We start from the raw sequence: 19,887 nt of genomic DNA, 5'->3' as shown, positions 1-19,887 counted from the left end.
GATGGCAGCTAAAAAATCCACCTATGTTATCGGCTGTAAACTTCCTTGCGGCTTGTCGTTTCGGCATGATGATAAAGTCATTACCTTGGCGGGGGCTAACACCTCCGTGCTGGTGAATGGCTTTGGCATGACGAAGGATGTTCCTGCAGAAGCATGGGAAGCATTCGAAAAAAATCACGCTGACTCTAAGTTCATTAAAAACGGGATTATCTTTGCCGTTTCTGATGAGGAATCAGCTAAAGATGCAAGCCTTGAACGAGCGAAAGTGAAGACAGGACTTGAGCAAGCATCGCAAACAACTGGCGGCGTGGAACCACAAAAAGAGGATTAAGCATGGCAATCGTGATGTTAAATATCACGAAATTCCGCGCTATGTTCCCTGAGTTCTCCAATGTAACCGACGAACAACTCCCTTACCTGTTTGAACAGGCCACCGATTACCTTAAAAACTCTGAATTCTCATTAGTCGATGACGTCATAAAGCGCGAGCGTCTGCTCTACATGCTTATGGCGCATTTGGCATACATGCGATTTGGTGATGATAAAGGTAACGGTGGTACGGGAATTGTTGGTCGCCTGGCATCAGCATCTGAGGGAAGCGCATCAGCTTCCTTTGATGCTGGGGCGGTGGAATTTCGTTACATGTGGTACACGCAGAGCCCATATGGCATGGATTTCTGGCAGGCAACAAAAGTCTACCGCATGGCGAAATACTATCCGGGGTGAGTTATGGCGGGGAAGATAACCGAGTTTCTGGAGCAGGTCAGCAAATCTCTGGAATCCAAGCAAGTAAAGGTTGGCTTTGTTGATGGTTCTACATATCCAGACGGAACTAGCGTGGCAATGGTTGCGGCAATTAACGAGTACGGAAACCCCAGCAATAACCAACCGCCTCGCCCATTCTTTCGTAACGCGATAAGTGAAAAGTCTGGAGATTGGGCCGAAACGGTAGCCAGGGGGATTCGCGCTGGAATTGATACCACGCAAGTTCTTGAGGTTGTGGGCGCTCAAATCAAAGGAGATGTACAGGAATCTATAACCACCCTCATGGAGCCAAAACTTTCTGATGTAACTCTTCACATCCGTAAAACGAGAAAGGTGCTCCCTAACCAATCTGATAAGCCTTTGGTTGACACTAAAGTCATGATCGGAGATGTCAATTACGAGGTGGGAGAAATTGAACCTTCATCGGATAGTTAAACCTGCCATTAACCGCGTAAACCCATTTATTTCTGCACTTGTTCGCCGGTCTGATGGTTTCACTAATGGTGAGGGCCGGAAACAGGTCCCCAAGTATTTCCCTGACGCGCCGGTCACTATTCAGTTGCAGCCTCTATCCGCTGGCGACTTGAGGCATGTGGACGGGCTAAACATATCTGGACTGCTCAAATCGATTCATGTTGATGGGAATTTTTACGGCGTGAACCGTCAAAAAGTGCTCGGCGGTGACCTTTTTATTATTGGCAGTGAAGAATGGCTTGTTATTGACCCACTTGAGTTGTGGCCAGATTGGTGCCGATTGCTTGTCCAGTTGCAGGTGACGCCATGAATGATATGACCATTGATAACGTGATTGATGTGCTGGCTGACTTTGCAGAACAATTCATCGGTAAGTGTGAGCAAGCACAGGCTAACCGGGTTCCAATGGATAAGGGCCAGTTTTGCATTCTGACGCCATTGCGATTTAAGCGTCACTCAACCAGCCGAGAAATCAAGAAAGATACCGGCTCACCAACAACAAGCGCCATTGGCTTTACTGAGGTTAGGCAGGCTGATATTCAGATTGATATCTACGGTGATAACGCTGGGGATAGGGCTATTGCTCTGGAGACCTTATTTCGCACTGGCTATGCATATGACCTCATTAAATCCATTGATGAGCGAGTGGCACCTCTTTACAGCTCTGAGGCTATTCAGGCCCCAATGATTAATGGCGAAAACCAGTGGCAAGAGCGTTACATGGTGACCGTCTCGCTACAGGTTCACATTACTATCGATGTTCCGCAGGACTACTTTGACAAAGTTCACTTCACTATTGAACAAGTGGATGAACCAACACCCAATTCTGTAATCAGCGCCGCCGTCATAGCTGCGCCAGCCGCTATCTAATTTACGTTCAAGCTGAAAAGGCGATTCAATGAGCAAAATTCCATTATCGCGTGACTTTAAGATCACGCCATCTACTGTAAACGCAGCCGGTACCGCGCTGGATGTTTACGGTCTTCTTTTATCCGATAACGAGTTACTGCCTGTTGGTAAGGTTTCAGAGTTTACCAGCGCGGCAGACGTTGGTGCCGCCCTTGGCACAACCAGCAAAGAATACCTGGCCGCGTCGCTATATATGTCCGGGTATGACAATTCCACTGTTCGACCTGGCGCAGTCTTGTTTGGTCGGCTAGTCCGCGCCCCTGCTTATGGATGGCTTTTGTCTGGAAGCTTTAAAGGCGTGAAAATTTCGGACTTACAAGAGGTTTCTGGAACAATCACATTAGAATTGGATGGCGTTCCATTAACCACCTCAGCTATTGATCTATCTGGAGCCACAAGCTTTACCGAAGCAGCTACATTAATTGCTGCCTCGATAGGCGCAGGAGCTACGGTTAATTGGCTTCCTATTCAGAGCAGGTTTTTTATTCGCTCAACCTCTACAGGGGCAAGCAGTTCTGTATCCCAAGCATCCGTTAGCGCCACTGCAACTGCATTGAAACTAACCGCTGACACCGCGGCTACAACTTCTCCCGGATCTGATATAACCAGCATTACAGATACAATGGCGGCGATTGTAAATCAGAATCAGGATTGGGTGATGACCGCTAGCCTGGTTGATCTCGCTGACGAAGAAAAAGAAGAGCTGTGTGCATGGGTAAGCGCATCAACTAACCGCTATGCCTACTCGATGTATGACACATCGGAAGATGCGACAGTTGCCAATAATGATTTGTGCTTCGTTCAAAGTGTGGTCATTCTGAATGGCTATGAAAATGTGTTCCCTGTTTATGGTTCATATATCTACGCAGTGCTGGCGCTGGCTTACTCTGCATCACTTAATTTCAACCGAACCAATGGCCGAGTATCTTACAAATTCCGGGCATTCGCAGGTATCGCGCCAAACGTAACTGATAACGCAACTGCTGCCGCGCTAGAGTCAAATGGCTATAACTTCTATGGCGCATACGGTCAGAACAAGACACTGGCTAACTACGTGTCGGATGGTGCTATCACAGGCAAATTCCTGTGGCTTGATAGCTTCATCAGCCAAGTATGGATCAACGCCAATCTTGTTGCCGCATTCGCTAACCTGTTCACCAATAACGCTTCATATGCGTTCAATGCCGGTGGTTACGCTTCCATATCTGCTGCTGTGATTGATGTGGCTACCAATGCGATTAACTTTGGCGCTATTCGTGCTGGCGTTACGTTGGATCAGGCGCAAATCAACATCGTTAATGATGCTGTGGGAACTGACATTTCCAACGTGCTGTATACGCAGGGCTGGTTCTTCTTCATCCCTCAGCAAACAGGTGCATCACGAACCGAGCGCAGCCTTGACGGTGCAATCTTCTATTACGTCGACGGGCAGTTGATTCAAAGCATCGACATGACCTCAACAAATATCCTGTAAGGACTGAAAATGCCTATCGATATTACAAGTGCCAACTCGAAGCTGCGTATCATCGTGCCATCGTTTTACCCTGGTGGGTTCGATGTTGATGATTACGCGGCTGAAGATATGTTTGATACCGGCGCATTGCAGAACGCTGAGGATATGATGTCAGCAGATGGTAAATACCATGCTGGCTTTATCTTCAACCCAACGGAGCTGACTATCACTCTAATGGCGACGTCTAACGCTGCCCAGCTAATAGGGGATTGGTACGCAGCCGAGCGAACCGCAGTAGCTAAGTTTGCTTGCAACGCAGTGCTGACCATCCCAGCCCTTAATATTAAGTATAACTTTGTGAATGGGGTGCTCTATACGTGGACACCAGCACCTCCGGGCAAGCGGGTATTACAACCACGGCCCGCGATATTCCACTTTGAATCCTGCACACCGAGCGCCGCATAATGTCCAGAAAACAAATCACGTATATCGTGGAAGATGAAGGCAGAGATAAGGGCAAGGAGTTCATTATCACTGAGATGTCAGCGTGGGATGCCGAAGAACTTTCGGAAGAGATTTACCGGGCCATGGGTCATGGTGAATTCAACTCATTACCGGCTGACGTTGTGTCGATGGGGGTTGCAGGTTTGGCTACGGTAGGTGTATCTGTTCTTGCTGCCGCTCCTGCATCAGTATCGCGACCTATTTCCGATAGAATTCTATCGACAGTAGAGATTGTGATAACTAATGAAGGGAAAGATATTAACCGAGCTATCAAGCCCCTCGACTTCGAAGAAATTTCAACCATTCGAACACTGAAGGATAAGGTTTTTGAACTGAACTTTGGTTTTTTATCACTCGCCGCCAAGTAAAGTTTCCTTACCTCGAAACCCCAACTCCACCGCGAAAACTCACCGCAACGGTAAACATCCCTAAGAACATATACGCAGTTATATGCTTAGGGAAGGCCACGTATGCAGAATTGCAGAACGACCTGTCTGTGAGGGATATGTTTAATCTGCTGGAAGTTATCGCGGTGGAAGCACACAACAGCGTTGCCTGGCGGCAGCATATGGAGAAACCACGGTGATTATAGAAGAGCTGGCATACAAAGTTACTGTAAGAACAGAGGAATTTCTCTCTGGTAAGAAAAAGGTCGAAGAGGGAGCTAAGAGCCTTGGCAAAAATGTGTCAGATGCCTTGGGTGAGGCGGAAACCAGCACAAAAGGCATTGGCACGGAAGTCAAGAAAGTCGGTGACCAAGTGCGCCGTACTGCTGATGATACCAAGCGCCCATTTGGTTTTATCAGTGGCGGATTCTTTGGTGCTGCCAAGGGCGCCAAGGAGTTTGGCAAAGAAGGCAAGGAAGCATTGGGTAGTGTTGTCACCGGAACTGCCAAGTTCCTAGGTTTGGCCCTGTCCATTGAAGGGACTCGTCGTTTGTTTACCTCGGCAACCAATAGCCTTGTTGATTTAGGTAATGCGTCAAGCTTTCTTGATATGAATGCCAGAAGCCTTGATGGATGGAAAAAATCTGCTGAATCAGTGGGAAGTACCGCAGAATCAATAACCAGCGCCATGATGAAGTTGAAGAATGCAAAAAATTGGTCAGTTTCAGGAATGGGCGCTCCTGATGATTCTACTCAAGCAATATTACAACTTGGGTCGCAAACTGGAGTTGATATTATTGGCGCAAAAGACCCAGGCGAGATGTTCAAGAGAGCTGAAGATGCATTACGCAAAGTGCCAAAAGCTCAAGCAGAGCAATGGATACAGCGCTTGGGATATGACACATCATTGCTACCCTCAATTTTGGACGGGTCATTAGATAAAAACCAAGGAAAATTTCAAAACTCATCAAACGTTACTGATGAGATGATGAAAAAAGCTCGTGAAGTGAAATCTGTCATGGGTGAGCTGGATCAGGTAATTCAAAATCTCGGCAATGATATTGTTATTGCCTTTGGCGGCGATGCTATTGAGGCCATGAAAGAGTTTGATTCATGGGTTGTTAATAACAAAGATAATATCCTTGGGTTCTTTCGCGAGGGGGCTGATTGGGCCAAAAAAATGGCTGATGCTGTCGGTGGAACCTCAAATGCACTAAACCTACTTCTTGCTATAAAAAATCCATATTTAGCTGCGGGCGTATATGCAGGAAGAAAGGCAAATGAGATAAGCGAAGCCGTCACAGAACAGGATGGTACAGAATCATTCTGGGAGTCATTGAAGGGGCGCTGGAAAGCTGGCGGTTGGTATAATTATGAACAACAGAAAAAAGAGAAAGCAAAAAAAACCATCACTCAACATTCTCAAGAAGCCAATGCTGGCGAGTTCCATAAAGAAGCGCTAATGAACGCCGTCATGATGGTGGAAAGCAGGGGGAAACCTAATGCAGTTTCGCCAGCTGGTGCGGTGGGGGCATATCAAATAATGCCCGACACTGGCCGTGACCTAGGACTTTCTCCGGAGGAATTGAAAGACCCAGTTAAATCCCGCGCAGGTGCTACGAAGTATTTAAACATGTTAATTAATCGGTATAACGGTAACGTGCAATTGGCTCTAATGGCATACAACGGTGGGATGGGTAGGGTTGATAACCACCTTGCAGGCAAAGGTAAACCGCTTAAGCCAGAAACAATAGAATACCCAGGTAAAGTTCTCGGTTATTATGAGAAAATGAGTCAATATGCATCGATGTCAGGAATGCCCTCTCAACCACAAAGTGTAGATAACAGCCAATCTCAAGCAACCCATATCAATAACGTGAATGTTAACTCTAATCCACAGTCTGTTGATGCAATACAGAAATCCATTGAAGATCAACTTCGCCGTAGTAGCATGACTGGATCATTTATTTCTGGTAACGGGTAAGTTGGTTTAATCTAAGCTAACCCCCTTTGCTAGCGGGGGTTACTTACCATCCACAATGGTGCATTCTTTCAATATTGGGGATTTTTGTACGTCACCACCGCCAACACAGATGGATACAATTTTCTGACCAACACTAAAATTCGCTAGCTTATCTAATTCTCTTTCTGTTTTTTCGAAGTAAAGTCGCGGGGAATGCCATCTATTTTTTGCAGTAAACGTGACATAAGGATCACCAGAAAAGTTAGTGGCGACACTTTCCACTACACCACCAACAACGATCATTTTCCCTTTGAATTTTCTGTCTGCGGCAATTGTGTTTGCCTCATACGCATCCACAATTTCCTGAGACATGAAAGCAGGAACTTGCTTAGATATTTCTGATTCATCCTGAAAATTTGATGCAAAAGTCTGAGTAGACGCGATTCCTATGGCAAGAATTAAATATTTAAGCATTTTTTAACCTCATCGGATTAACCCATTTAGGTGGGTTTTTTATTGGCGGTAACCATGAGCATTATCGATATTAACACCAGCGACATATTCAACGCTATTGGTGGTGGTTCTCCGTTATCTATTATTGATAGCGTAATCCATCCATCATACTCAATCCGAAATCATGGACAGGCAACCACGGCACTAGAATTCAGCGGTATGGCATCAATCCAGCCTAGCGCAGGAGCTAGCGTTGTCACTGCTCCTATTGAAAATGGCAAGTACCAATCTATCAATAAAGTGGTTCGTCCTGGTAGGGTTGTATGTGACGTGGTTATATCTGGACTCACTGGATTAACTGGTTCTATACCAAATATATTCAACCTAACATTTACCAGCCAGTCAGATACTCTTACCACAATAAAAAACATGATCTCCGCTGCGGAAACGTATGATATCGACACGCCAAAAGACGTTTATGAAAGCTATGACCTTGTTGATTATAGCTATTCAGTAAATAGTAAGCGTGGGGTGTCATTGCTGGTTGTTAGTCTGATATTTGAAGAAATTAGGCAACAAATGGAGGTCCATCTATCAAGTACTCAAGCAAAAAGCACCCCTACAAAAGACGGGACTCAGAACGGTAATACCGGAGTTGGAGAGGGTGCCAATAACGGAGATTCGTCACCATCAAAAATTGACGAACTTCAAAAGTCATGGACTAACTTGAAAAAAGCAGTTGGTGATACGGTAGATGATGTAACTGGGGTAATATCAACAGGGTTCACCTCTGCTATTGATACAGTTAAGGGACCTCTGATTGAGGCTGCCACATCGGCTGTCGATAAAACAACCAATCTAGTTAACTCTATAAAAAGCGAGATAACATGAATGTAATCACGCTGGAAAATAAAAAATCTCAATCAATATTTATAACGCTTGAAGGTCAAAGTTGCTTAATAAGGATTATACAAAGAGATAGTTCTATATATATGGATCTCACAGTCAATGGCGACCCCATACTTCAAGGCGTTCCATGCTTGTATGCAAATAAGATTGTCAGATACAAATATCTTGGGTTTAGAGGTGATTTATTTTTTCTTGATAATGAAGGTCAGTCTGATCCTCAATGGGATGGGCTTGCGGATAGATTTCCTCTTTATTTCATAACGGAGGCTGAACTTGTATAGCAAAAAAGAACTACGTTATGAGTTTGCTTTATCGAATGGATCTTTTGATAAAGAGGGAAATGACAAAATAAGCATTGATAACGTTAAATCTTCATTTCGGGTTGGTTCGTATGGAAGTTACGGCGGCGTTCAATCAGAAATAATGATATTCGGGCTTAGTTTAGATCGCTTAGCCATGTTGTCAGGTAAAGGTATTGGGGTATGGACGCCAGCACAAGACACAAGCATTAGCGTCTACGTTGGGGCAAATAAAATATTTTCAGGTGGCATTTTCGCCAGTTACGCCAACATGAATGGTCAACCAGAAACCGCTCTAATTATGAATGCGGTTGCTGGGTTAAGCCTGAAGACTTCATCATCTAGCGCATTCTCGCAGCCTGGCGCTGTCCCTGTATCCACAATGCTTGGTGCAATCTGCAATATATTTGGATTTAAATTAAACGCTCACGGCCTTGATGGAATCATTGCTCAAAGCCCTAATTTTGCCGGTAGTCCAATGGATCAAATAAGGGACATATGCCTTGCCCATGGGTTGAGATATCAGATTTTCGATAATGTTGTAACAGTATGGCCGGAGAGGTCGGCAATAGATGATGTTGTTCCATTAGTATCTTCAGAAAGTGGATTGATTGGATATCCTGTGTTCTCGCAAAACGGAATAACTTTCCAAACTCAATTTTCCACATTGCTATCCCAAGGCAGAGTAATTGAGCTTGTTACATCACTGCCTAATGCCAGCGGAAGATATTTATTGAATGTCGTTGAGCACTTCCTCAGTTCATGGACGGAAGGCGGCAGTTGGCACACAGTGTGCCAAGCCTCAAGAATGATGCAGGAGAATAACCAATGAATAACCCTTATTCTCAATCTCAAAATCAATCCAATGACAGTGATGCATTCGCCTCATCATTCAATAAGCTACTTAACTCAAATTACTTTATCAGACTTGCTACTGTAACTGCCGTTCGTGGTGCAGCACCTAATCTTGTGGTCGATGTATTACCACTGGTGGCAGATGTCCGTAGCAGTGATAGAACTATCATTCAGGGTTCGCAGATCTACAGCATTCCCGTTTGGAGATTACAGCGTGGTGGTAGCGCAATAATTATGGATCCAGTAGTTGGTGATATTGGGCTTATCGCAGTGAGCGATGTGGATATATCAGTAGCGCGGGCAACTCGGAAAGAATCTGTTCCTGGTAGCCTCAGAACTCACTCACAATCAGATGCTATTTACTTTGGTGGCGTGCTGAATGGTCAGCCAACACAGTTTATCGAGTTTGCAGATGGTGCGATAAATATCACATCTCCAAATCCAGTAAACATAACTTGCTCAAAGGCTACTGTGATCGCTCCTGATGGCGTGGAATTCACGACTCCACTGGCTCACTTTTCTGGTGATATCAAAGCTGATGGGAATATCACTGATAATGCTAGTTCGCAAAGCGCATCACTGAAAACGTTACGTGATAAATACGATGGTCATAAGCACCCAGTTACTGGCGTGCAAACTGGCACCTCAACGGTAACTTCTAATGTAACGGACAGCCCAGCATGACATACAGAACATTATTGCTAGACCCCGATACGTGGGACTTAACGTTGGATGGCAATGGGAACATTGGCATTGCAGATGGTGGTTATGCTGTCGCTCAGGATGTCGCATCAGCCTGCCTGGTGTTTTCTGGTGAGTGTTATTACGACAATACTCTGGGGATCCCATGGAAAGAAGAGGTGCTGGGCTCTCGGCCATCCGCTGGCTATATTGCCAAAAAGATGGAAGGTGAGGCAAAGAAATTGCCCATTGTTAGCCAGGCTATCGCCAACGTATTTTTTGACAAAAGCACACGTAGAGCTCGGGGTGCCATTCTGGTGACTGATAGAGACGGAAACCAATCACAGGTAATTCTATGACAACTTTGAAAACAGCGGTTCCCGGCGTAACCATCACAGAGACTGGCTTGCTAGTTCCTGATATTGCTGACGTCCTATCAGGCAGGCTTACTGATTTTGATTCAGCCATGGGGGGCGGTGCCAGTCAGTCACTATCATCACCACAGGGCCAAATATCTCAGTCAGATACAGAGATCATCGCAACAAACTATGATGCTTTGCTTTGCCTGTTCAACCAGATGAATCCTGACTATGCGACCGGTCGATTTCAGGACGGTATAGGGAGAATCTATTTTCAGGAACGCATATCAGCTCAAGGGACCGTTGTCACAGCAACATGCAATGGCGCAGTAGGGACGTTGATTCCAACTGGGAGCACTGCGCAAGATGAGGCTGGATATATTTACCAGTCAATCAATGCTGCAACCATAGGGTCAACAGGATCCATTGATATTCAATTCCAAAATCAAACCACCGGCCCAATACCTTGCGGATCTGGTGAGTTAAACCAAATATATGCGACCGTTTCAGGCTGGGATGCAATCACGAATGATGCTCCTGGTGTGGTGGGTATTGATGTTGAATCCCGCGTAGCATTCGAGACTCGCCGCCGTCAGTCTGTGGCAAGAAATGGTAGTAATACTGACGCATCATTGCTTGCTGTATTGCTTGAAACTGATGGAGTTCTTGACGCTTATGTCTGGTCAAACCGGACAGACGCAGTGGTTAACAAAGGAACAACAAACTTTCCTGTTGCCTCCCACTCTATCTACATAGGTGTATACGGCGGAGAAGATGCTGATGTTGCAAATGCAATATTAAGCAGAAAAAACCCCGGCGCTAACCTAAACGGGAATACCCATTATTCCATTGAAGATAAAGAAAACTATAGTGCATCATATCCGGTTTACGATATGCAGTGGGAAAAAGTCGCGCCGGTACGGATTTATTACAAAGTAGAAATAGAAACAAATGAGAACCTCCCATCTGATATCTCATCCCAAGTTAAGACGATGGTTGAACGTGTTTTTAATGGAGAATATGAAGGGATAACCAAAGCTAGGATTGGTGCAAGAATTAATTCCGGAATTTATTACGCCCCTATAATTTCAATTTCACCCGACTATGTAAATATCTCATCGATATCGATATCTATTGATGGATTGGCATTTACGCAATCTGTAACGCCGGGCATAGACCAGATCCCCACAATTCAACAATCTGACATTGAGGTGATATTAGTGTGAGCCAAGAAGATACAATCCTAACGCAATACTCAGCAAGTAATAGAATCCTCTCCATCATCGACACATTCAATCAAGCCGTAAGCCTTTCAGACTTCACTGATGAGTTTATAGAAAAAGTATGGGATATCACCACTTGTGAAACATTTGGGCTAGATATGTGGGGCAAGGTTGTTGGTGTATCTCGATATATTAGAGCGGAAATAGATAATGACTGCTTTGGATTTTCAGAAGCCGATGATGGTGGTGGTTACCCATCGCCATTCGGTGAGAGCCCATTTTATGCAGGAATCCAAGAAACGGAAACAGTAAGACTAAGCAACGAGGCTTACCGAACACTCATTCTCTGCAAAGCTTTTTCGAACATAAGTATCGCCACAATAAAAGACATCAACAAGTTTCTCACCATGCTATTCCTTGGGCGCGGGAGGTCTTATTGCGTCGATTACGGAGATATGAAAATGGGGATAATTTGCGAGTTCAAATTAGAGCCATTTGAGATATCAATATTAGAGAATTATGAAGTTCTGCCAATCCCAAGTGGAGTGTTGGTAAATTTACGTCAAATTGTATCTCCTTATTTTGGCTTCGCTCCAGACGCCTATCCTTTCAACGATGGAACATTTTTCAGAGATATTTAAATGAACAGATCTGACGAACCAGCAAAGCAACCAGTGCCTTTCGGCGTTAATGGACAGAGAGAAGTTATTGAGCCAGACACAACCCTAGGAGACAACTCAGCATCGTATAATTTAGGTTTCCCACCGATTACCATGATCTTAAAGGCTGCGGGAGGATTACCCCCTAAAGGTCAGGATATGAACCAGATCCTGTTTGAGCTATCAGCGTTATCCCGCTGGTTTAGTACCGGAGCCATTGCTAGTTATGACTCCACATTCTCAACTGCCATTGGTGGGTATCCAAAAGGAGCGGAGGTATTAGGATCTGATCTTGTCACTCGCTATTTTAATACAGTTGATGCAAACACTTCCAACCCAAATACAGGTGGAGCTGGCTGGTTTAATCTTACGACTGGTTATTTAAAGACAGCAAATAACCTATCAGATTTAGCCAGCCCGCAGACAGCCCTCACTAACCTTGGCGGCATTGGGTTATCGCAATTAACAGGAGTTGTTGGCACATCACGCAATGCAAAAATGAGTATTGCTGCCGCATCAGCAACGGCAACATTCACCGCGGATGAATTAATCGTGCAAACTGCTTTAGGTGGATTGCAGTACAAACTGAGTAGTTTTAGCAAGACAATTAACCTTGCGACAACTGGCGCTGGCGGAATGGATACCGGTACCGTTCCAGCGACGGGCTTTGTGGCGCTGTATGCTATTTATAACCCAACTACCCAGGTATCTGCATTGCTGGCTGTTAATGCAACATCAGTGAGAGCCACCGAAGTTTACACAGGCGCTAACATGCCGACCGGATATACAGCATCAGCTTTGGTCAGTGTCTCACCTATTTCCTCAAGCCAATTTAAGCCAAGTTATTTAGTCGGAAGGGATGTATCTTTTCAAAACATTCAAGTTGTATCTGCATCAGCGACGATGCCTGCATTGATTCGTACATCAATAGCATCAGCAGCCCCGCTCAATGCCTTATCAGTTCGAGGTGGACTTACTGCAGGTGGTGCAAGTGCCGCTGCCTCATCTTACGTATCGATGACTGTTGCAACGGATGTTCTTGGTTGCGGGAAGCAGGAAGCGCGATTAGGTCTTTATTCGCCAAATGGAAGCGATTGTAGCGGGACGTTCAACCTCGACATAACCGATCCTCAAGGTGTTTATTATAGATTTGATACCGATATGACATCTCGCATCGGTACTGTTTATATTGTTAGTTATTCGTTCTAAGAGGTGTTGATATGGTCTTATATGTGCAATTTTCTGATGAAAAAGAAGAAAAAATAATTACATGGTTTGCTTCACCACAATCATCAGAATGTTTTGATTTTTTGGGTGAAGTCGATCCATCAGACTCTCGATACAGAGCATTCTATGATTCATTGCCGAGTTACGCCAGTGATGGAATGCCTGATCCTGAGCCTGAGTATTCTGAATGAATCTGGCATAATTTAATCATGTTTTAATTGTCTAATTAATTTAATGATTACCCCTTAAAGTTAAAATAAATAAATGCTATTCTGTGTTGAAATAATGACTTTCAATAGGGGTCTATCATGGATAGAAGGCAGTTAATTAAAAAACTATCAGTTGCTTTTATTGGTGCTAGTGCTATTTTTCCCACTTCCGCTAAAGAAATAAATCAATTAAGTCGAGAGATATTTAATAGAAAGTCACTAGGGGAAACTAATGAAAATGGAGATTCTATGATAGGCGCATCCATAGCTGGCACTGGAGATAACCCAGAATATAATAGTTGTTTTATTCAAGCAGAGGATTACGGCGATCTGACATCTGAAAGTGCTACTGCCATATTGCAGGAGGCACTAGATTATGCAAGCTTATCCCGGATTCCTCTTGTAATAAAAACGCCATCAATAACTGTTGGAGGGCTTAAGGTTGGCAGCAACACTACGATCATAATGCCAAATGTAACTATTAAGCTTAAAGATAATTCAAACGTGCCATTGATTTCCAATAAAAATAGGGTATTAGCTGGGTCTGAACCTATAGATAAGAACATAACAATAGTCGGTGGAACATTTGATTTTAATGGCATTAATCAAGATGACACTACATCAACTGGAGAATGGCAAATCGGAATTACTTTTGTTGGTGTCAATGGATTAAATTTCCAAGGTGTTACCACGTTTAGGAATTCCCGTAGATTTAATGCATTAGTTTGTAATTGTATAAACGTTGATATTGAGAAATCAATTATAGAAAATGATGTAGCTATTCCATCAACAAACAAAGATGGTTGGCATGTTAACGGGTATACATTAGGGTTTAAGGCGGGTTCAATTATTGCCAATAACTCAGATGATGACGCGTTAGCGTTAAATGCAGATGATGGAAACTTTGGAGGGGTGTTTACACCTGATAATGTCAAAGGTCCAATAAGTGATGTTTTCGTTGACCAGTTGATTTTAAAGGGATCTACACGGAATGGCGTTAGATTTCTTTCCGCTAATTCATCAATTAAAAATGTCACTATAAATAGTATATCCGGTGAGGTGTCCGCATACGCTCTTATTGCGGGTGATTATGGATTAGGGGCTTGCTCTCACTATGAAAATATAAACATCGGCTCCATAAACTGCAAGTTTAATGCTAGACCTTATGATGGAGCTACATTTGGGATGGTTCATATTAGTACCACTAACAATAATTCTGCTCTATTTAGTGATATTACAATTGGTAAAATATTTAGAGAGCAGAGTGATGTTGAGGGTCAAAATAGGCCAACAATAACATACGTTGGAGCAAAAACTTTATTAAAGATTGGACTTGTCTCTGAAAACAACTGCTCAAATTCAACGACAATTTACATGCCAAACCCAAAGGGTGGAGTAGAGCTTTGCGTTGATTCATTTAAGAGAATAAACTCAAGACCTGAATCAGGTGCATACGGCAATCTTATTAGGGTTGAAGGTTCTGGATCTATTTTTGTAGATAAAATAAGCATCGGGTCTGCTATTAATGATTCGTTAAATAGCTACATTACGATTGTTAATTCTAAAGTAACATCAGTAAACATAAACAATACCTCAACTACAATCAGTAAGCCTATTGTATTAAAAAGTGGAGATATAGGCGCTTTATTCTTCCAATCAAATCAATCAAACACTTATCTTTTGTCTGATAATAGATATTCAAAATCAGGTGTTTCATCAGTTGGATTTGAACGCCCAGCACCACAAAGCGGAACAACTGCTCAGCGACCAATAAACGCACTTTATGGGGATAGTTACTTTGATACCACGATAGGTGCTCAAATGGTATGGCACGGGGTATGGACTACTGTTTAGTCTCTTGATTGGCAGGGATGCCTATGAGGTGGGGTGGGGCAAAAATGGGGCAAAAAATTGCCGCAAACTAACTCGAACTATGCCAATCACAGTTGAGACACTTTGCGGTAAGTCACTGCCAGCCACGAAATTCACATGAACTTACGCGAATTTAAAAACAACCACTTCACATAATGAATATGGGGGTGTGAGGCTACTTATACCGTCTCATGTGACAGTGCCCATAGATAGAGGGATGCCGTTGTTCCATAGGGTGTGTAACGGCGGCGGTAACGCTCAAAGCGTTCTCGTGGCAGCGTTTTATGGCCATATAGATTCATCATGCCGCGCCGGATCGCTAAATCTCCCCAACTGACGACATCGGGTCGTGCAAGTGAGGAGATCAATAACATTTCTGCGGTCCAGATGCCGACACCGTTGAGGCTTGATAGCTGCGCAATAACGTCGTTATCGGGCAGCAGGGAAATAGCAGATAAATCCAGCGTGCCATTAAGTGCAGCATCCGCAGCACCTTTAATGTATCCCGCTTTCCTCATCGTCATACCACACCCTTGAATAGCCTCTACCGTTGCAGTTGCGACAGTTATTGGTGTCACGGCCCCGAGCAATGCGACCAACCGTGCGTTGACCGTTAGTGCCGCCTTGACCGAAATTTGTTGGTCAACGATATTTCTGATCAATGCAGCAAATAAATCAGGGGATAGCGGGCGAGTTATCATCCCCAGCCGTTCGATGGCGGCGGCCATCTTTTTATCACGCCGTTTGAGATGGTTAATTTCTGTTTCACCGTAACGATAGAACATGCCTGACAGCCTCCTGTTATCGACGTAATAAAATATATAAGTAGAAAGTTAAAAATCATAGCGCTAATTCTAGCTGCTGCACACTCTGTTTGTTGCTGATGTTTTTTTACAATTGAGAATTATCTGACCACTATCACTGCTATATTTATTATTCATCTATTTAAAAAAGAATGCTTCATTTAGGTACATATCACCTATTAGCATAATGAGGATTAGATAATGAGTGAAGAAAATAGAAAGACAACCAGTGATCCCTCATCGAAAACGGGTGAGAAAGCTTTTCCGACAAAGGTAGGTTATATAATCGGGATTATTATTTTATTTATCGCTGTAAGCTATATGTTTATGTATTGGTAATTAGCTGAAAAAGAAGGGGTTATGCCTTATAAATCTAATGAATTACTACCAGACCCAGTGAGGAGTGTTCTCCCCGCCCATGCGCAAGATATATATCGTGCGGCATTTAACAGTGCATGGGATCAATATCAGGACAGTGATGAACGGCGCGGAGATGACTCGCATGAAGCGACTGCCCATAAAGTCGCCTGGAGTGCGGTAAAACAAAGCTATCGTAAAAATGAGAGCGGTGAATGGATTAAAAAATAACACTCACCGCTCAGGAAAATAACACGCCTTGTCGTTATCCTGTCTTTGCCAATGAGATATTCTGGTGGCCAATTTTTTGCAATAATGCAGGAATATCAATTGGATCAATTTTATCTGTTTGTAGATAAGCAACGGCATATTCGTGCCAGATACCCGATTGCAGGAACAAAATAAACAGTTCCCGGTCCAGATGATTCTCATTCACCATGTTGACCATGATATTGAGGGCTTCGGACAACAACTTCCCTGGTTTATAAGGTCGATCGGCAGCCGTCAGAGCCTCAAATACGTCAGCTATGGCCATCATCCTCACCGGAATACTCATCTGTTTATAGGTGAGCTGATAAGGATACCCTTTACCGTCCATGCGTTCATGATGCCCACCCGCAATCACCGGGACATTTGCCATGGTTCGTGGGAAGGGGAGTTTATTTAACATCACGATGGTCTGCATGATGTGCTCGTTTATTTTATAGCGATCCTCGTCTGTCAGGGTGCCACGGCGAATACTGAGGTTATAAATTTCGCCACGGTTATAGAGGAACCTCGGTTCCTGTACTTTGAAATCAAAATATTCCGGGCGCTTATTTTTATTATCACGGTAAATAATATGTTCATCTTTATCCGCCAGCATTGGCTCCTGTACCGGTAGTGGAGCGGCGGGTTGTCTGGCTTTACGTACTCGCTCTTCTTGGGCGATACCTGCATTATCATCTAATGTGCGAGTCCAATGGTAAGCGGCAATTTGCTGGATACGCGCGATAGCTTCGTCAGACATATACTCGCCACCCACATTGCAGTTGGCAATAAAGTAAAAATCTTCATCTAATTGGCGTAATTCCTCAGCTAACAACTGTTGATCGGCTTCACTGGCGCTCATTGCACCATATTGGCGTAAGAAGGCGATTTCTTTCTCACGTTTTAAGACTTCAAACCGCATGCGTATTTCATGGATGCGATCATAAATTAGCTCCAGTTTTGTTGATTTATCGACTACAAATTCCGGCGTGGTAATCTTGCCACAGTCATGTAACCAGCAGGCTGTATGTAGCTCTTCCCACTCATTTTCTGATAACGTAAAGTTGGCGAAAGGCCCCTGTTTAATATTGACTGCGGCACGGGCGAGCATTTTAGTTATTTCAGGCACACGCTGGCAATGCCCACCGGTATAGGCACTTTTGGCATCGATAGCTCCGGCAATAAGCTCAATAAATGCGTTGAGCAGGTTTTTTTGCTCTTGCAATAATCGCTGTGTTTCTACTGAAACTGATAAACTGCCCACCAGGGCATTAACTAATTGAATTTTTGAGCGTTCACGCTCAGCATTTAGCTCATAAGGGTTAAATAACAGTAGGAATCCGAGCAATTGGTTATCATGGGTCTTCATCGGTACGGCAACAAAGCGTAGGGGCAAATAAGGTTGTAGGAAGTCATGTAATTGGCTAAAGATATTATCTTTATTGAGCGTTCCTACAATGGTTTTCCCTTCGAGTACCGGTAGGAAAGTCGTGAGATTGTCTTCTTTAATTTGTAATGAGGACATTTCTGCTACCGGGATATTTTCACCATTCCAGCGAAATGCCGTTGGTGTGAAGGTTCCCTCATCTTTATCTGACAGAAAAATAATCCCTCCGGTCATGGCAGCAATTTCCGTGGTTTCACTTAATAGCCCTTGCATCTGCCGGAAGAAATTACTTTCTGCTGTCAGCATATTTCCCATCGAAATAAACTGCTTCAGTGTTGATTTCATTTTTGACATTGATTTGTGGAGCTCGTCAACTTCCTCAATCACAGAGCGTTCTAATTCGCGCTCTTCGAAATGGAGATTACTGATGGAGTCCGCGTCCTGGCGTAGACGAATAAGGGGTTTGGATATTTTTCTGGAGAAATACCAAACTAACGGCAAGCTGAGCATTAACAGAATAAATGCAATAAAGGTTGAGTGATTACGAATAGAATTTGCATCGGCTGTCAGATAGCTGGCGGGTGTCGCAATAATCAACTGATAGGCATTGCCGTTGCTATTAATCTCAACAACTGAGCCGAACCAGCGCTGATTTTGTGCCTCAAACATGATACTACGATTAGCATTGTTTACCGGTGAGTTGCTAGCTGTCTGACTATTTTTTTGACTATTGAGCAAAACTTGCAATACAGGGATTTGCCGGTCTGCATTGGTGTTATCTGCCGCCTTATCTTTAGGTTTTGGCAGGCTAGCGATAACTTCACCATGGGAATTAATAATAATGGCCTGGCTACCTGGCGGCAGATTTTGTTTTATTAAAAATTGCGAAAGTGAAGCCAGGGAAACGTCCAATCCAATGATTGTCTGTTTATTCTCAGCCTGACGGCTATAAGTAAAACCGACTTCTCCGGTGCCTTTAAAAATATAAATAGGAGAGGTGATCAGCATAGGACTTGCGGCGGCCAGAATAAACCAATCCCGCCGCCGTGGATCGTAGTTATCATTTTCACGCGGCATAACAGCAATCACTCGCTGCTGCTTATTAAGATAAATAAAACGTTTCTCCGGTAAACTATCAAGAAAACGATTACTTTGAACCATCCATTCGGCATCTTCAGGGGCATGGAATAATGTACGGTTAGCTTCCGTTAAACGCCGCAGCATAAAAAAATCACCATTAGCGTAGGCGCTATACACGGCACTGGCATAACTATTCTGCTTCAGAATTTCAATAAATTTATCGACAAAGGCCATTCGTTGTTCAAGGGTCGATAGTTCTGTGATTTGCATACTGGCAAGAATATTAACCGACATTATCATTGGTCGTGTTACAGCATCCAATTCAGCGGCAATCGCCTCTCCGGTTTTTTGATACTGCCGATTGGTGCTGATTTCAGTCAATTTAGTCAGTTGGCTATGACCAAAAATAATAATGACGGTACCTATTGAGACGATCAACAAGGTGAAGAGAGCGGCTATCTGGATATGCAAAGGATAGCGGTTTTTTAGCCCGAATAGATTACTTAGCATCATAGCCATCCCGGAAGTTTATTATTTAATTACTTATAATCATAGAATGTACTGACATAATCAGCATATTCCCCTATCTTTCAGTAGGTTGTATGTAATTACATGATTGTAAAAGCTTTGTTTTATATTGCATTGGAATTGTTGGATGAAAAAACCAATCACAGTCAGAAAAAAATGTTTTAACGTGCAGAATATCTAAAAGCAGTATTTAGCAGCCCGATTTTTAGGCGGTTAAAAGGACTTGATGAGTCGAATGGGATGCAGCGGATTTACTGACCGGCATTAAACAGGCCATATCGGG

At 43.7% G+C, this 19,887-nt stretch carries 24 protein-coding genes; 21 read left to right on the top strand and 3 right to left on the bottom strand.

The genetic code is table 11. The features are described from left to right. Position 1 precedes the first annotated feature (1 nt). From V1956_RS15415 to V1956_RS15375, 9 genes are all read left to right on the top strand, one after another. Positions 2 to 331, top strand: a complete 330-nt coding sequence (locus V1956_RS15415; protein WP_072083847.1) for a hypothetical protein — start codon at positions 2 to 4, stop codon at positions 329 to 331. A gap of 2 nt (positions 332 to 333) precedes the next feature. After that, positions 334 to 726, top strand: coding sequence for a DUF4054 domain-containing protein (locus V1956_RS15410; RefSeq protein WP_442825305.1), 393 nt, complete (start codon positions 334 to 336; stop codon positions 724 to 726). A gap of 3 nt (positions 727 to 729) precedes the next feature. Then, on the top strand, positions 730 to 1,200 hold the full coding sequence (locus V1956_RS15405) for a hypothetical protein (RefSeq protein ID WP_442825304.1): 471 nt from the start codon (positions 730 to 732) through the stop codon (positions 1,198 to 1,200). Further along, on the top strand, positions 1,178 to 1,549 hold the full coding sequence (locus V1956_RS15400) for a hypothetical protein (RefSeq protein WP_442825303.1): 372 nt from the start codon (positions 1,178 to 1,180) through the stop codon (positions 1,547 to 1,549). Before V1956_RS15405 ends, V1956_RS15400 begins: the two co-directional genes overlap by 23 nt. Then, positions 1,546 to 2,109 (top strand): phage neck terminator protein, encoded by a 564-nt coding sequence (locus tag V1956_RS15395; RefSeq protein ID WP_442825302.1) that lies wholly within the window; start codon positions 1,546 to 1,548, stop codon positions 2,107 to 2,109. Before V1956_RS15400 ends, V1956_RS15395 begins: the two co-directional genes overlap by 4 nt. Before the next feature lie 28 nt (positions 2,110 to 2,137). After that, positions 2,138 to 3,622, top strand: a complete 1,485-nt coding sequence (locus V1956_RS15390) for a DUF3383 domain-containing protein (protein ID WP_420071572.1) — start codon at positions 2,138 to 2,140, stop codon at positions 3,620 to 3,622. 9 nt (positions 3,623 to 3,631) lie between these two features. Further along, positions 3,632 to 4,066, top strand: coding sequence for a phage tail fiber protein (locus tag V1956_RS15385; RefSeq protein WP_049525852.1), 435 nt, complete (start codon positions 3,632 to 3,634; stop codon positions 4,064 to 4,066). Then, positions 4,066 to 4,473 (top strand): hypothetical protein, encoded by a 408-nt coding sequence (locus V1956_RS15380; RefSeq protein ID WP_420071573.1) that lies wholly within the window; start codon positions 4,066 to 4,068, stop codon positions 4,471 to 4,473. Before V1956_RS15385 ends, V1956_RS15380 begins: the two co-directional genes overlap by 1 nt. 214 nt (positions 4,474 to 4,687) lie before the next feature. Next, positions 4,688 to 6,475 (top strand): lytic transglycosylase domain-containing protein, encoded by a 1,788-nt coding sequence (locus V1956_RS15375; protein ID WP_442825301.1) that lies wholly within the window; start codon positions 4,688 to 4,690, stop codon positions 6,473 to 6,475. 39 nt (positions 6,476 to 6,514) lie between these two features. Here the strand turns inward: V1956_RS15375 and V1956_RS15370 are convergent, their stop codons facing one another. Further along, on the bottom strand, positions 6,515 to 6,928 hold the full coding sequence (locus V1956_RS15370; protein ID WP_442825300.1) for an OB-fold protein: 414 nt from the start codon (positions 6,926 to 6,928) through the stop codon (positions 6,515 to 6,517). Between the two features lie 54 nt (positions 6,929 to 6,982). Between V1956_RS15370 and V1956_RS15365 the strand changes: the two genes are divergently transcribed. The 10 genes from V1956_RS15365 (at position 6,983) to V1956_RS15320 (ending at position 15,182) form a co-directional block, all read left to right on the top strand. Next, positions 6,983 to 7,798, top strand: a complete 816-nt coding sequence (locus V1956_RS15365) for a hypothetical protein (protein WP_442825299.1) — start codon at positions 6,983 to 6,985, stop codon at positions 7,796 to 7,798. Then, complete coding sequence (locus tag V1956_RS15360; RefSeq protein WP_420071577.1) at positions 7,795 to 8,097, top strand: phage baseplate plug family protein; 303 nt, start codon at positions 7,795 to 7,797, stop codon at positions 8,095 to 8,097. Before V1956_RS15365 ends, V1956_RS15360 begins: the two co-directional genes overlap by 4 nt. Next, the gene (locus V1956_RS15355) at positions 8,090 to 8,947 is read left to right on the top strand and encodes a hypothetical protein (RefSeq protein ID WP_442825298.1); all 858 of its coding nucleotides are present in this window, start codon (positions 8,090 to 8,092) and stop codon (positions 8,945 to 8,947) included. Before V1956_RS15360 ends, V1956_RS15355 begins: the two co-directional genes overlap by 8 nt. Further along, entirely contained in the window at positions 8,944 to 9,654 is a 711-nt protein-coding gene (locus V1956_RS15350; protein ID WP_372558738.1) for a phage baseplate protein, read from the top strand. Before V1956_RS15355 ends, V1956_RS15350 begins: the two co-directional genes overlap by 4 nt. Then, entirely contained in the window at positions 9,651 to 10,010 is a 360-nt protein-coding gene (locus V1956_RS15345; protein ID WP_372558739.1) for a hypothetical protein, read from the top strand. Before V1956_RS15350 ends, V1956_RS15345 begins: the two co-directional genes overlap by 4 nt. Then, positions 10,007 to 11,236 carry a baseplate J/gp47 family protein gene (locus V1956_RS15340; RefSeq protein WP_442825297.1) on the top strand — a complete coding sequence of 410 codons (1,230 nt, stop codon included), beginning with the start codon at positions 10,007 to 10,009 and terminating at the stop codon, positions 11,234 to 11,236. The genes V1956_RS15345 and V1956_RS15340 overlap by 4 nt, the downstream gene beginning before the upstream one ends. Then, a complete protein-coding gene (locus V1956_RS15335) occupies positions 11,233 to 11,874 on the top strand; it encodes a DUF2612 domain-containing protein (protein ID WP_442825296.1) in 642 nt (213 codons plus the stop codon). Before V1956_RS15340 ends, V1956_RS15335 begins: the two co-directional genes overlap by 4 nt. Next, positions 11,875 to 13,101, top strand: a complete 1,227-nt coding sequence (locus tag V1956_RS15330) for a hypothetical protein (RefSeq protein WP_442825295.1) — start codon at positions 11,875 to 11,877, stop codon at positions 13,099 to 13,101. Positions 13,102 to 13,112: 11 nt separating this feature from the next. Beyond that, complete coding sequence (locus V1956_RS15325; protein WP_442825294.1) at positions 13,113 to 13,310, top strand: hypothetical protein; 198 nt, start codon at positions 13,113 to 13,115, stop codon at positions 13,308 to 13,310. Positions 13,311 to 13,427: 117 nt separating this feature from the next. Next, positions 13,428 to 15,182, top strand: a complete 1,755-nt coding sequence (locus V1956_RS15320; RefSeq protein ID WP_442825293.1) for a hypothetical protein — start codon at positions 13,428 to 13,430, stop codon at positions 15,180 to 15,182. Positions 15,183 to 15,379: 197 nt separating this feature from the next. Here the strand turns inward: V1956_RS15320 and V1956_RS15315 are convergent, their stop codons facing one another. Next, the gene (locus V1956_RS15315) at positions 15,380 to 15,985 is read right to left on the bottom strand and encodes a DNA-3-methyladenine glycosylase family protein (protein WP_372558744.1); all 606 of its coding nucleotides are present in this window, start codon (positions 15,983 to 15,985) and stop codon (positions 15,380 to 15,382) included. A 219-nt stretch (positions 15,986 to 16,204) separates the two neighbouring features. On the opposite strand from V1956_RS15315, the gene V1956_RS15310 reads away from it, so the two are divergent. Together V1956_RS15310 and V1956_RS15305 are read left to right on the top strand one after the other, a co-directional pair. After that, entirely contained in the window at positions 16,205 to 16,342 is a 138-nt protein-coding gene (locus tag V1956_RS15310; protein WP_372558745.1) for a hypothetical protein, read from the top strand. Positions 16,343 to 16,363: 21 nt separating this feature from the next. Continuing rightward, positions 16,364 to 16,591 carry a ChaB family protein gene (locus V1956_RS15305; protein WP_420072434.1) on the top strand — a complete coding sequence of 76 codons (228 nt, stop codon included), beginning with the start codon at positions 16,364 to 16,366 and terminating at the stop codon, positions 16,589 to 16,591. A 34-nt stretch (positions 16,592 to 16,625) separates the two neighbouring features. Here the strand turns inward: V1956_RS15305 and V1956_RS15300 are convergent, their stop codons facing one another. Then, the gene (locus tag V1956_RS15300; RefSeq protein WP_442825817.1) at positions 16,626 to 19,586 is read right to left on the bottom strand and encodes an HD domain-containing phosphohydrolase; all 2,961 of its coding nucleotides are present in this window, start codon (positions 19,584 to 19,586) and stop codon (positions 16,626 to 16,628) included. Positions 19,587 to 19,887: the final 301 nt, after the last annotated feature.

It is taken from the genome of Yersinia sp. 2540 StPb PI, from assembly GCF_052217165.1.
Classification (GTDB): Bacteria; Pseudomonadota; Gammaproteobacteria; order Enterobacterales; family Enterobacteriaceae; genus Yersinia; species Yersinia enterocolitica_E.
Note: the sequence above shows the minus strand (reverse complement) of the source record. Positions and strands in the feature narration are given on the sequence as shown.